Source organism: Paenibacillus sp. MCAF9, assembly GCF_052114265.1.
GTDB lineage: Bacteria > Bacillota > Bacilli > Paenibacillales > Paenibacillaceae > Pristimantibacillus.
On sequence record NZ_JBFREL010000001.1, the window covers coordinates 502,051 to 514,770 of the forward strand.

The 12,720-nt window shown below is 42.7% G+C and carries 12 protein-coding genes and 1 pseudogene; 11 read left to right on the top strand and 2 right to left on the bottom strand.

The window, feature by feature from the left end:
- Positions 1-211 precede the first annotated feature (211 nt).
- The 5 genes from AB4Z45_RS02365 to AB4Z45_RS02385 all read left to right on the top strand — a co-directional run bounded on the left by AB4Z45_RS02365 (position 212) and on the right by AB4Z45_RS02385 (position 4,601).
- Entirely contained in the window at positions 212-1,555 is a 1,344-nt protein-coding gene (locus AB4Z45_RS02365) for an FAD-binding oxidoreductase (RefSeq protein ID WP_441907715.1), read from the top strand.
- A gap of 292 nt (positions 1,556-1,847) precedes the next feature.
- On the top strand, positions 1,848-2,177 hold the full coding sequence (locus tag AB4Z45_RS02370; protein WP_076266038.1) for a PadR family transcriptional regulator: 330 nt from the start codon (positions 1,848-1,850) through the stop codon (positions 2,175-2,177).
- Positions 2,178-2,190: 13 nt separating this feature from the next.
- Positions 2,191-3,057, top strand: a complete 867-nt coding sequence (locus AB4Z45_RS02375) for a pentapeptide repeat-containing protein (protein WP_441907716.1) — start codon at positions 2,191-2,193, stop codon at positions 3,055-3,057.
- A 14-nt stretch (positions 3,058-3,071) separates the two neighbouring features.
- Positions 3,072-3,833 carry an ABC transporter ATP-binding protein gene (locus AB4Z45_RS02380; RefSeq protein ID WP_441907717.1) on the top strand — a complete coding sequence of 254 codons (762 nt, stop codon included), beginning with the start codon at positions 3,072-3,074 and terminating at the stop codon, positions 3,831-3,833.
- On the top strand, positions 3,834-4,601 hold the full coding sequence (locus tag AB4Z45_RS02385; protein ID WP_441907718.1) for an ABC transporter permease: 768 nt from the start codon (positions 3,834-3,836) through the stop codon (positions 4,599-4,601).
- A 113-nt stretch (positions 4,602-4,714) separates the two neighbouring features.
- On the opposite strand, the gene AB4Z45_RS02390 is transcribed toward AB4Z45_RS02385, so the two are convergent.
- Positions 4,715-6,067, bottom strand: a complete 1,353-nt coding sequence (locus AB4Z45_RS02390) for an MATE family efflux transporter (protein WP_441907719.1) — start codon at positions 6,065-6,067, stop codon at positions 4,715-4,717.
- Positions 6,068-6,206: 139 nt separating this feature from the next.
- Between AB4Z45_RS02390 and AB4Z45_RS02395 the strand changes: the two genes are divergently transcribed.
- The 5 genes from AB4Z45_RS02395 (at position 6,207) to AB4Z45_RS02415 (ending at position 10,704) form a co-directional block, all read left to right on the top strand.
- On the top strand, positions 6,207-6,887 hold the full coding sequence (locus AB4Z45_RS02395; protein ID WP_076266043.1) for a TetR/AcrR family transcriptional regulator: 681 nt from the start codon (positions 6,207-6,209) through the stop codon (positions 6,885-6,887).
- Between the two features lie 169 nt (positions 6,888-7,056).
- Complete coding sequence (locus AB4Z45_RS02400) at positions 7,057-7,362, top strand: hypothetical protein (protein ID WP_441907720.1); 306 nt, start codon at positions 7,057-7,059, stop codon at positions 7,360-7,362.
- 253 nt (positions 7,363-7,615) lie between these two features.
- Positions 7,616-8,713 carry a M56 family metallopeptidase gene (locus AB4Z45_RS02405; RefSeq protein WP_441907721.1) on the top strand — a complete coding sequence of 366 codons (1,098 nt, stop codon included), beginning with the start codon at positions 7,616-7,618 and terminating at the stop codon, positions 8,711-8,713.
- A 227-nt stretch (positions 8,714-8,940) separates the two neighbouring features.
- Entirely contained in the window at positions 8,941-9,540 is a 600-nt protein-coding gene (locus AB4Z45_RS02410) for a TetR/AcrR family transcriptional regulator (RefSeq protein WP_441907722.1), read from the top strand.
- A 33-nt stretch (positions 9,541-9,573) separates the two neighbouring features.
- Positions 9,574-10,704, top strand: coding sequence for a cytochrome P450 (locus AB4Z45_RS02415; RefSeq protein ID WP_441907723.1), 1,131 nt, complete (start codon positions 9,574-9,576; stop codon positions 10,702-10,704).
- 229 nt (positions 10,705-10,933) lie between these two features.
- Here the strand turns inward: AB4Z45_RS02415 and AB4Z45_RS02420 are convergent.
- Positions 10,934-11,314: pseudogene (locus tag AB4Z45_RS02420) on the bottom strand (MFS transporter); the annotation flags it as partial.
- A gap of 456 nt (positions 11,315-11,770) precedes the next feature.
- On the opposite strand from AB4Z45_RS02420, the gene AB4Z45_RS02425 reads away from it, so the two are divergent.
- Positions 11,771-12,718: an ABC transporter permease gene (locus AB4Z45_RS02425; protein WP_441907724.1), complete on the top strand. Its 948-nt coding sequence runs from the start codon at positions 11,771-11,773 to the stop codon at positions 12,716-12,718.
- The last annotated feature ends 2 nt before the right edge of the window (positions 12,719-12,720 follow it).

Consider the following 12,720-nt stretch of genomic DNA (forward strand, 5'->3'; position numbering starts at 1 on the left):
TTATAGGTCCATGACTGTCACTGTTTTTAGTTTGGAACAGTAACAAGAACAGCAACAACTTGTAAAGTAACAAATAATGAAAACAATGATCATTCGAGATCTGCTTTATATATACTTTATCAGCTGTAGTCTATACCAACCGGTTAAACCCATCATACGATACATGGCAACTGTCTAAATTGCGGGAGAAATGAACAAAGGAGTTGGATACATGAAATCAATAACGAAACTTACGGGGCGAGTGATTTTCAAGGGAAACCCTGGTTATGAAGCGGCTCGTAAGAATTGGGATCCTCATACCGACAGATTTCCAAAAGTTTTTGTTTTTGCCCAAAGAACACAGGATGTTGCAAACGCTATAAGATGGGCTCGCAAAAATAATGTTCCGATTCGCCCGAGAAGTGGACGTCACGCCTTGGAGACCAATCTTTCTCAAGTTAACGGAGGCATTGTCATCGATGTTAGCGAAATGAAGAAAATTAAATTAAATAAAAAATGCAGAACTGTTGTGGTTGAGTCGGGCAATCGGGTAGGAAGAGTCGTAAACAAACTGGCACAGCAAGGATTTATTGCACCGTTTGGTGATAGTCCCTCGGTTGGTATCGGCGGAATTACACTTGGTGGAGGGATTGGTCCGCTCCAAAGAACGACTGGCCTCATTAGCGACAATCTAATCGGACTAGAAATGGTTGACGCTAAGGGAAGAGTAATCCGTGCAAACAAAAAACGCAATTCCGATCTCCTATGGGCTTCCCGCGGTGGAGGAGGCGGTAACTTTGGCGTATACACAAAATACAAGTTCAAAGTACTGCGTGCTCCAGCCACAGCTACCGTCTTCAGCGTAACGTGGCCATGGGAGCAGTTCGAAAAAGTCGTAAAGAAATGGCAAGTCTGGGCTCCTCATGCCAGCACCAGATTGGGCAGCGAACTAAGTGTCGGTCCAAAAAAAGGTGGAAATGTTAGCATGCTCGGTCTATTTCTTGGATCTAAAACGGAAGCCCTGCGTCAATTAGAGCCTATTCTAAGCGTGGGGACGCCTACGAAAAAAACCATCCGATTGTTGCCATATATTGAAGCTACAAAGTTTTTGTTAGCTCCCGATCCAGTGCTGACACAAAAGTTCAGCAACCAGTTTTCCAGCGGCTTCGGCAGACGTCCTTTTCCAGATAAAGCCTATAAAGTTATGCGCGAGTTTCTAGAAAACGCTGAGGGAGGGACTCCGGCCGGCTTCTTCTTCCTTAACTGGGGTGGTGCTATAAGCCGTATCGCACCTAAAGCCACAGCGTTCTACTGGCGTAAAGCTCAATTTTATGTCGAATGGAACAGCTCATGGGTTAAGCCATCTCATGCCGCTAAAAATATTGCCTTAGCACGGAACACGAGGCATAAGCTGCAGCCATATATCGTAGGCTCGTATATCAATGTGCCTGACCAAGGCATCAAATGTTCTGGTCCTGTTTATTATGGTAAAAACTTTCCTAGGCTGCGTAGAGTAAAAGCTAAGTATGATCCAAATAATGTGTTCAACAATCCTCAAAGTATTCCACCGGCTTGAATGAGAATGAATTGAAATAAGATACTTTCTCACAGTTAAGTTGTGGGGGGTACCATGTCACATGCCATGCTGCAAAGACACACAAGGTAACTAATCGCGTGAACCCAAGGGGAGCCTTGGGTTCATTTTTCATTTTACAACTGCTATCGATATGGCTAGAGGCATTCATTATCTTAAGAACACACAATATTCCCTCTCCAAACTTCCCAAATCACAGAAACAGTATTTTGATTAAAATAGTACCTTGACAGTCACAGTAGTATATCGTATTATACAGTTGCGGGGTGATTAAATGAGTGAGAACAAAATTACATCCGACCTGCTGCGCGGACATACCGATACGATGATATTGCGACTATTATCCGAAGCTGATCGCTATGGATACGAAATTGTCAAATTGATTGCGGAGCGCTCAGGCGGGGAGTATGAACTAAAAGAAGCGACCATGTATTCCAGTGTCAGACGTCTTGAGACAGACGGTGATATCGAGTGGTATTGGGGCGATGAATCACAGGGCGGACGGCGCAAATATTTTAGAATTACCGAGAAGGGCAAGGAAACATATGCCCGCAACAACAGCAACTGGGAGTATGCAAAACGCGTGCTTGAAAACTTATTATAGGAGGTTTGATGTGATGAATCAGAAATTGACGAATTATTTGAACGACGTTTTTACACCATACGATGGGGTGAAAAGCGTCACCGAATTAAAAGCAGACCTGCTCTCCGATTTACAGGAGAGGTACCGTGAACTTAAAGCCGAGGGCAAAGACGATGAAACAGCGTTTAATATGACCATTGAGAGCATCGGCGACATCGAGGAAACGATACTGGAAGTCGCCAATCTCTCCCGCTCCCTGGAGAGGCAAGTACTGACAAACTTTAGCGCGAGCAATTTGCCAAAGAGTGACTTTGCAGGTGTTATTGCGCATAAAGGAAATTTCACCTCGAGTGCATTACACGGCTCTGACTTTGCAGGTGCAGATTTGACCGGAAGCACATTTAAGAGCAGCGACATACGTGAAGCCAATTTTAACGGTGCAAATCTAACCGACTGTACCCTATCTGTCAATGATCTTTCCAATGCGAGCTTCAATAAATCGATCCTTGTACGTACCAACTTCAGCATTTCGGGGATGGAAGGAGTAAAATTTACAGGTGTAAAACTAACCGACGTTACGCTAAACAAGATCGACCTTAAAAAAACAATTTTTGAAGGTTGTATCTTTGACGGCGTGGACTTCAAATATTGTGACCTGAGTGGGCTATGTCTTGACGGGCAAACCTTTATCGGCGTTAAGTTTGATAAGTCTGCTATAAATGAAGTTTCATTTAAGGGCGCTACACTCAAGAATGTTTCTTTTCAAGCATTTTTTTCCTTGACTAATAAGTATTACCGCTCCATTAAAACCATCTGCTTTGACGATGCAGTCATGGATAAACTTACCTATGCTGCGCTTAAAGGTATGGGAGCCGAATTGTCTAAGGTTACAGTTCGATAAGGAGGGGAAAAAACATGAAAAAGAAATCAATTCAAGTTATAGGTCTGCAAAAGTCTTACAAAGAGCTTGCCGTCCTTCAGGGAGTAGATTTCGAAGTGGAACAGGGCAGTATATTTGCACTGCTCGGTTCAAACGGTGCAGGTAAAACGACGGTTGTCAAAATCCTCACCACGCTGCTCAAACAAGACAGTGGAACCGCCGTCGTTGAGGGGTTCGATGTGGCGTCCAAACCTGATCATGTGAGGCAGGCGATTAGTTTAACCGGACAATTTGCCTCCGTAGACGAACTAATGACCGGACGAGAAAACCTAATCATGATTGCCAAACTACGATACCTGAGTAATCCGCGGCAAGTTGCGGACGACTTGCTTAAACGCTTTGGCCTGACAGAAGCCGCCAACCGCAGGGTATCTACTTATTCGGGTGGGATGCGCCGCAGGCTCGACATCGCATTGAGCTTTGTAGGGAAACCGCAGGTTATTTTCCTCGACGAGCCGACCACTGGCCTTGATCCCGAGGCACGCATCGAGGTTTGGAAGATCGTGAAGGAGCTTGCAGACAGCGGCACTACGGTATTTCTAACTACGCAGTATTTGGAAGAGGCAGAACAGCTCGCTGACCGAATAGCTATTCTGCACAAGGGTAAAATCATCGCCAGCGGTACGCTTTTGGAGCTAAAAAAGATGTTTCCATCAACGAAAGTGGAGTATATTGAGAAGCAGCCGACATTGGAAGAGATATTCCTCTCCATTATTGGCAAGAAGGAGGGAGCATAAATGGAGACGGTAAAAAAACATTTTTTAAACGATTTGGGTGTTATGCTCGGACGTTCCATGCGCCATATTTCCCGCAGTATGGACACCATCGTCACGGTCTGCATCACTCCGATTGCGATGATGCTGCTGTTTGTCTATGTGTTTGGCGGTGCAATTCAAACTGGTACGGATAACTACGTAAATTATCTATTGCCCGGAATACTGCTCATTGCGATTGCTAGCGGGATATCCTACACGGCTTTTCGTCTGTTTACCGATGTGCAGCGAGGTATTTTCGAGCGGTTTCATTCCATGCCGATATCGCGTTCTACCTTACTATGGGGGCATGTGCTGACCTCACTGGTATCCAATGCTATCTCGGTTGTCGTTATCATTCTCGTAGCGTTGATTATGGGTTTTCGTTCTTCGGCCGGGATACTAGACTGGCTAGCAGTAGCTGGCATACTCATGCTGTTTACGCTGGCATTAACCTGGGTCGCTGCCATTGCAGGATTGTTGGCAAAATCGGTGGATGGGGCAAGCGCTTTTTCCTACCCGATCATCTTCCTTCCGTTTATTAGCTCGGCATTTGTGCCTACCGAATCGATGCCTTCGGTCGTTCGTGCCTTTGCCGAAAACCAGCCGGTAACTTCCATCGTTGAAGCCATTCGAGCGTTGCTGTCAAACCAGCCGGTGGGCAATGATCTGTGGATTGCGCTTGCATGGTGCGTTGGGATCTTGTTTGTAGCTTACTTCTTTGCGATGAGGGTTTATAAAAAACGGTTTTAAATGAAGAAGTGCGACCCAGTACTGTATCGGTACTGGGTTTAATTTACGATTTGACTCGAAGAAAGGCAAGATCAAGGAGTGCCCTTATCCTGCCTCATGCGTATTATTCGTTACTAGTGCACTAGACTTTCCAAATCCGGCTGCAATTTATTCCGTAAGACATACAGCATGATGGCTCCAACAAGGAACGCGACGGCATCCGCTATAACAAGCGACCAGACCACCCCATGAAAGCCATTCAAGCGATTAGCTATAAACAACACAGGAATCAGAGTAATTCCTTGAATAATTGACATAATAAACGCGGCGGTTCCTTGCGCTGTTGCTTGGAAAATTCCCGTAAACAACGAGGTCATTCCTGTAATAAACAAGGATAAGAACGTCACATGCAGAATGTAGCTGCCCATTTCAATTAATTGCGGGTCATTCGTAAATATACCAATTAAATGGTCGGAAATCAGATAGACGATAACACCGAACACGACTGCTAACGCAACAACCACTTTAATTGTGAATGTAATGGTATGCTTCATGCGTAATTTATTCGCTGTAAAAGAGAAAGCAATCATCGGCACTACTCCCTCACATAATCCCATCAGAATAAACTCTGGAAATTGCAGCAATCGCGATGAAATACCGAACCCCGCTATAGCTTGCTCCCCATATTCGACAAGAAAATGGTTAAAGATGAGCGACATTGCACCCATGAAGATACTCATAACAAAAACGGGAACTCCGATTTTGAATACATTGCTTAGAATGTCCTTGGTAGCCTTAAACCATTTTATCGAAATGGTCAAAAATTGGCTTTTATATCTAATATGAAAGGCGTAGTATATACTCGCAACCAAATTAGAAATGACTGTAGCAGACGCAACGCCGATTACGTCCCAATGGAAAACGAAGATGACTAGGGCATCTAGAATAATATTTACGACAACACTGATAATCATACCGATCATCGACGTGGTAGCTGATCCTTCCGAGCGCACAATATTCTCCAGCGTGAAAAATAATACGACGATAGGTGAACCAATAAGCATAATCGTGACATAGTCTTTTGTAAATCCAAAGGAGTCAGGCGTTGCCCCGAGGCCATGAACGATTTGATCAATCAACGGGAGGCTAACGGCCATCACGATAAAACCGAGAACTAAACTGCTGTAAAAGGCGAATGAAGACACATGCTTAACATCATCATATTTTTTCTCTCCCAGCAATCGAGAGATGAATGCACCGCTACCGATGCCAATCAAGTTACCTAGTGCCATAATGGCCGCGAATAACGGCAAGGTGAGTGCGAGTGCAGTCAACATAGCTGTATTGTGGAGTGTACCAAGGAAATAGGCATTCAAGATGGAGTATAAGACACTCATTGACATGCCTAGCATCATCGGTACAGCGAAGTGAGCTACAGCTTTTGAGACGGGTGCTTTTTCAAAATAATGGAGGTTTTCTGTATCCATGTGTATCACTACTTTCTTTATTTATTTCGATCTTCAATCTAACAGTGTTAGTTTGTGTCTTACAGTGTTAGATGATATCATGAACCTATAAACCTGTAAAGCAAAAACTTACACTGTTAGATAAAAAGGACGGATACCGATGAAAAAAAAGCAGCCTCAGATTTCGGAGGATAAAATTTTGGAAACCTCGTGGGAGCTTCTTGGAGAGGAAGGCATTGAGAAATTCAGCATGAGACGCTTGGCCGATCGTCTGGGCATTCAGGCTCCCTCTCTGTACTGGTATTTCAAGAGCAAGCAGAATCTCTATCAGCGCCTGGCCAACTATGTATCGAAGATCATTTTGGAGGAGTTTCACTCTGAGGGGGATTGGAGGGAGCAGCTAGTAGAATTTGCGGTAACCGTACGGAGTGTGCTCAGACGATATCCCTGCTCCACGCAGCTCATGATGCTGACGCTGCCACACGAACCAGACATGATCCGGTTCACCAACCGAATGCTGCTCTGCATGGAATCGACGCCACTTGAGCAAGAGCAAAAATTACAAGCCGTGCTTACGCTGGTAAACTATGTCTTCTACTTCGTTTTGGACAATTATCAGCATGAGCGCGTTGTATCCACTATGCTAGAGGAGCAGGGAGGGCTACGCGATGGAGAGATAACCAGTCTTCTGGACTCCATGAGCGAGACAGATGCGGGAATGTTTCGAGGGATGTACAAAAATGGGCTATTCAATCTGATAGGGACCGATGGAGCGTTTGAATTCGGCATGCAGCTGATTCTGAAGGGGATTGAGCAGGTGATAAAGGAACAGGATAGGTAGTATAGTATTGTAAAACACACTCATCTGGATATTGGATGGGCGGATTCATTGAACTTTATATATAACTCTACGGCAGCCCGTTAAGCTAACAGGCAAGACAGTCGAACAATAGTGACTAATAAAAGGTTTTATTAGGTACGATTCCATTTTGAGGAAAGGTGATATAAAGGTGATCTACAAAGGGATATTCTTGGCTTACGTAATCATCCAAAATATTTATTTTCTCATTATACAACCGGAAAAATATAAACTATGGATATCAGTATTTAATATATTTATAGGTGCGATAATGACAATAATGGCTGTTTTTTATTATTTTGATGCTTATAAACCTAAAGTTGGTCCAGTAGGAAATGGTCCCAATCCTGATTTAATTTTGACTAATTTTCTAGGCATGATATTTACGGGAGGTTGCTTTATAATTATCGGTTTAATTGGTGTTCACATTAAAAGAAAGCTGAAGCACAAGAAATAATAGGAGTAGCTATTCCTAGAGATTAATAGTGGGATAGAAGTGGTCGATTCATTTGTAGGCGGGACATTTCCAGCACTGACTGCTCTGAATGGGGAAAGTGTGAATCCATTGCAGATTTACATACAAATTGGATCATATCTTTGGTTCATCTGTATGATGGCATTGCTTATTTATAGCCTGGCATCTGTATTTCTCTTAAAAAACAGCTCAAAATGCACAATGGACAGAGCAGAATATTTACGAGGTTTAGAATTTGAAAACACCTTTTGTACTTGGCTTTTTACGACCAAAGATTTTTTTACCTAATGGGCTACATGATGAGGAGCGCAGCTATATTCTGTTGCACGAACAGACTCATATTAAACGATATGATCATATTATTAAGCCAGCAGCCTTCTTGATATTATCCCTGCACTGGTTTAATCCTCTTGTATGGGTAGCATTCATGTTAATGAGTAGGGATATGGAATTCTCCTGTGATGAACATGTACTGAAAAAGATGAATTCTGATATGGATATAAAAAAATCTTATGCGTCATCATTATTATCGCTTGCTACTGATAGACATATTTTGAATGGAAGTCCGCTTGCATTTGGTGAGGGGAATGTAAAAGGGAGGATTAAAAACGTGTTGAATTACAGAAAACCGAGGTTTTGGTTACTTTTTTTCTCAATTGTCATTATGATAGCAGTTGGGATTGGATTGCTATCAAATCCTGTAATAAAGGGGAAAGATGCATTAGGACAAATTGCTGACTCAAATAATATACCATTAAGTGAAGAAGCTTCTTTGGAACTACCAGAGACATCAGCAGCGGAAATATTAAGTGACCTATCCAATCTGCAATTTTCAATTAAAAGAGATCAAATTAGTGATGACGATCGAGAAACCGTTGTCACATTTGGAAAAGCTTTTGTGAATTTGTATACCGGTGCTATCGCAGAACAAAAAGCAGTCACATTTAGAAATTACATATCTAACGATAATCTTCTAAAATACACAAATAAAATGCTAGAGCTAGAACAAAGAAAAGAATTAAAGGGAGAGTTTAGTGTTATTTTCGGTCTGGAAAATGAATTTACGGAAGCAGAATTCAAACAACTTGATAAAAATCTTTACTACGTAAATTTACCTTTTTCGAACCAAGGATCTGGTATGAGCTTTAAGATGTTAGTTCAAACAGAAAATAAAATATTAAAAATCGTTGATTTGTACTTTGGAAACAAAGACGGTGTAGATACGATTGTAACTGGACACCCCGCTGTTAGAAAACTTCATGATTCAAAACGATGGGATGACCAAGAATGGGTTGATAGTGTTTTTGATAAGCTTGAAAAAATAGAAATCTAAAGGGAATTCTTGAGCATGCCTAAATAGGAGAAAAGCTATTAAAAACCGCGTATATCGTGGTTTTTTTGTTTTTTCGGTACATATACTTAGCAATGTGCTATGTCAAGAATTTGTACCGAATAACGAAAAAGGCAATTATGATTGACAATCATTTTACCAAGTGTTACCATTAGTATATCAGTTGTACTGACTAGTCAGTTTATTACGAAAAGGAGAGACAGTTCGCATTGAGCAAAACGAAAATCATGTCAGCAGCTATAGACGTTTTCTCGGAGAATGGATACCACCGAGCTAGTATGGACGATATCGCACTTAGAGCAAAGGTTGCCAAAGGGACGTTGTATTATCATTTTCCAGGAAAAGCACAGCTGTTTAAGACGATCGTAATGGATGGACTGCAGGTAATTACCGATCGAATACGGAATGAGCTGCGAACTGATCTTTCGTTGGAAGAACAAATCAGGCGAATCATCCAGCACAATCTCGACTTGTTTCTGGATTCCAGCGGATTCGCACATATCGTGTTCAACGAATTGTCGAACGGAATCGATCAGGAAGTACTAGAGGAATTGAATGAGTTGAAGCTCGGCTATATTCGTTTTATAGCAGAGGTGCTAGAAGGAAGCCGGGAAGAGGGGCTAATGATCAATGTCAATTGCAGTTTAGCTGCTGCAGGGATTGTCGGATTGCTCAACAGTTCCTGCGATTACTTCCTAACCTATGGCAGTAGTATGAACCGCGACGATCTTGAACATTTTCTTTATCAGATTATTACGACCGGGTTGTTTTTGACACCCGGCGGCAAGCCAGATGGTATGTTGAACTGATTTCATTCTAAGCGGAAAGCGGCGATGCGACGTATGAATTGGAAAACTGACAGCGAACTGATACCTTTGTCTTGGTTTAAAGAAATGCGAATCTCTTCCCCTGTCGTGTTCAATTCGGAGAAAAATACTTGGGACGTGTACAAGTACGAAGATGTAAAGAAGATATTTGCCGATCATGAGCATTATTCTTCAAAAGGGACGGAAAGCGCCATGGAGCCGATCAACTCAAGCATTCTTAGGCAGGATCCACCTAAACACCGACAGCTGCGTATGCTCGTTTCACAAGCTTTCACGCCTCGGGCTATCGAAGCGCTCGCACCGAAAATTGAATCGATTGCGCAGCAATTGTGCGATCAAGCAGAAGAGACGGGGGAGATGGATGCCCTTCTCGATTATGCGAGCCCTCTGCCGATCATCGTCATCGTCGAAATGCTGGGCATTCCGTCCGTGGATCGTGACCGGTTCAAGGAATGGTCGGATTCGCTAGTTGGGAATGACGGAGAACGTTATTTTCAATGCCAGAAGGAAATGAGCGACTATTTCTCCGACATCATGAATCGAAGACGGCTTGACCCGCAGGATGATCTCATCAGCAATCTCGTTCATGCAAAGGTCGAAGGCGAACAATTAAGTGACTTGGAGATCATCGGATTCTGCATTCTGCTGCTGGTGGCGGGGAATGAAACGACGACCAATCTTATAACGTCAGCCTTACTGTGCCTAGATAGCGACAGAGAGGCAAGGAAAAGTCTAATCGAGGAACCTTCCATGATTCCGCAAGCCATCGAAGAGGTGCTACGGTATTGCTCTCCCGTTCAAACGATGATTCGAATCGTTAAAAAGACGACTGTTCTTCACGGCCAAACGCTTTCGCCCGGACAAATGGTCAACCTCTGGATCGGGTCGGCCAATCATGATGGAGACCAATTTGATACTCCAGAACAATTCGATATCCATCGCAACCCGAATCCGCATCTGGCATTGGGACACGGCATTCACTTCTGCTTGGGCTCTCAGCTTGCCCGCTTGGAGAGCAAGATCGCCATTCAAACACTACTTAGCAGGTTTCCTGACTATACAAGAGATCGTTCGCACACGCTGGAGCGGCTGGACAGCTGGATGATGTTCGGGGTCAATCGTTTGCCGCTGGTTCTGACGAAATAACCTTACATTAAAAGGCGCTTTATTGCATATTCAACGCCAAGAGGAAGTTGTATAAGCTTATGTAATCATTGGTTCCACAATCGAACAATACTATAGCGTAAGAATCAACAAAACGAGGCTGCCGATATTATGAACTGCACCCCGTCAAGTAGACATTACAAATAATAAAACCTGTTAAACGGTCTTAGTCCTAAACTCCATTGGACTGAGGCCGTTTAGTTTTGCCTATTCCGGCTGATATCGGTCCGATAATATTGCCCAGGCTCGTAAAGGCAGAGTTAAGTCCTGCCACATATCCCTGCTGTTCATTCGCAACCATGGACATTTGCGTGCTAATAGTGGGGCGTAAAATATCAATGGACAAAAATATAACAAAAGTAACTGCAAAAATCAGCCAATATTAATGAACGAACAACGTCAGCTGGACGAACACCCCTGAAGCGAGCAGACAAAGTGTAATGACTTGCTTATCGCCGAAACGGTTGATGAGCCAGCCGAAAATGGATAACTGAATGAGTGCGCCTCCAATGGATGCAAAGGTGAAAATGAAAGCAATATCCTTCGGTGTGAAGCCGAGCTTATGGTCGACGAAGAGGCCAAATACTGATTTTTACATCTGGGTGAAGAGAGCTTTCATTTACTGTTACAATCCAATGATATAGCAGCGGCTAAACATTATTTGAAGGCATTGCAGGAAAAGTACGGAACAGAAAAGCGATGGACTATATTCGAAAATAAATATAAGGCCATCTTCAATAAATACGATGTGGAATTTGATAAACACCTCTGATCTGATACGAACAGATGAATAGTGCAAATAGAAGTTTTGCCRCCTATAAGGCGGTTTTTTTTATTTTTAAGGGATAAATAATCGATTGGCGCCTTCACCTTCGTTGTAAAGCACAGTAGAGAATTACTTTATTTGGCAGATCTCAGTAGAAATCTTTTACTTAGAACTATCGAAAGCCAACTTACTTAATATCTTATAAGAAATTCTTGAAATGACAGAAATTTATCAGATAGGGGGGTGCTATTATACTAATATAAATAAAGAAGAGGTGATGACATGCAATCGAAATTGGCAGCGGAAGCTATTCCCCTCTCCAAAAAGCGGAATTCGTGGTTAAGGACCATACAAAAGTATAAAGTGATGTACCTTCTATTAATTCCGGCATTGGTTTACTTTGCCGTATTCAAATACATCCCATTAGCCGGAATCATTATTGCTTTTAAAAACTACAATCTGGCTTTGGGGTTATGGGATAGCCCGTGGGTCGGATTTAAAAATTTTACAGATTTTATTAACGGCGTTTATTTCTGGGACATCATGAGAAACACGATAATTATATCGTTGTATAAGCTATTGTTCGGTTTCTCCGCTCCCATCGCACTTGCTTTGCTTCTTAATGAAGTTCATACCCAATGGTTTAAGAAAATCGTACAAACCATCACTTATTTACCCCATTTTCTGTCTTGGGTCATTGTTTATGGATTGATGGTTGCATTATTGGCTCCGGGTGATGGCCTTTTCAATATGATTTTGAAGGAAAACGGTTTTGATCCCATCTCCTTCTTAACGGAGCCTGCTTGGGGAAGACTGCTGGTCATCTCGTCTGAAATATGGAAGGACATCGGTTGGGGAGCGATACTATACCTTGCCGCATTATCAGGGATTGACCCAAGCTTATATGAAGCAGCTCGAATGGATGGCGCTTCCAAATCGAGACAGCTCTGGCATGTAACGTTGCCCGGCATTCGAGGAGTCATTATTCTGATGCTCATTCTTAAATTAAGCCATATTCTGGACGCTGGTTTTGACCAAATCTTCATGTTTGCCAATACTTTTAACCAGGAAAAAATCGATATTATCGACACATGGGTATACCGCGAGGGGCTGGAGCGTCTTAAGATTGGCCTCGCAACTGCTGTGGGATTGTTTAAAGCTGTCATCGGATTTATTTTAGTATTGGCTGCAAACAAGATTGCCAAAAAATTCGATGGTCAAATTTGGTGAGG

Coding starts and splice junctions, on each gene's coding strand:
- AB4Z45_RS02375 (WP_441907716.1), top strand. CDS start 2,191: ATGAATCAGAAATTGACGAATTATTTGAACGACGTTTTTACACCATAC.
- AB4Z45_RS02415 (WP_441907723.1), top strand. CDS start 9,574: ATGAATTGGAAAACTGACAGCGAACTGATACCTTTGTCTTGGTTTAAA.
- AB4Z45_RS02370 (WP_076266038.1), top strand. CDS start 1,848: ATGAGTGAGAACAAAATTACATCCGACCTGCTGCGCGGACATACCGAT.
- AB4Z45_RS02395 (WP_076266043.1), top strand. CDS start 6,207: ATGAAAAAAAAGCAGCCTCAGATTTCGGAGGATAAAATTTTGGAAACC.
- AB4Z45_RS02390 (WP_441907719.1), bottom strand. CDS start 6,067: ATGGATACAGAAAACCTCCATTATTTTGAAAAAGCACCCGTCTCAAAA.
- AB4Z45_RS02385 (WP_441907718.1), top strand. CDS start 3,834: ATGGAGACGGTAAAAAAACATTTTTTAAACGATTTGGGTGTTATGCTC.
- AB4Z45_RS02365 (WP_441907715.1), top strand. CDS start 212: ATGAAATCAATAACGAAACTTACGGGGCGAGTGATTTTCAAGGGAAAC.
- AB4Z45_RS02380 (WP_441907717.1), top strand. CDS start 3,072: ATGAAAAAGAAATCAATTCAAGTTATAGGTCTGCAAAAGTCTTACAAA.
- AB4Z45_RS02425 (WP_441907724.1), top strand. CDS start 11,771: ATGCAATCGAAATTGGCAGCGGAAGCTATTCCCCTCTCCAAAAAGCGG.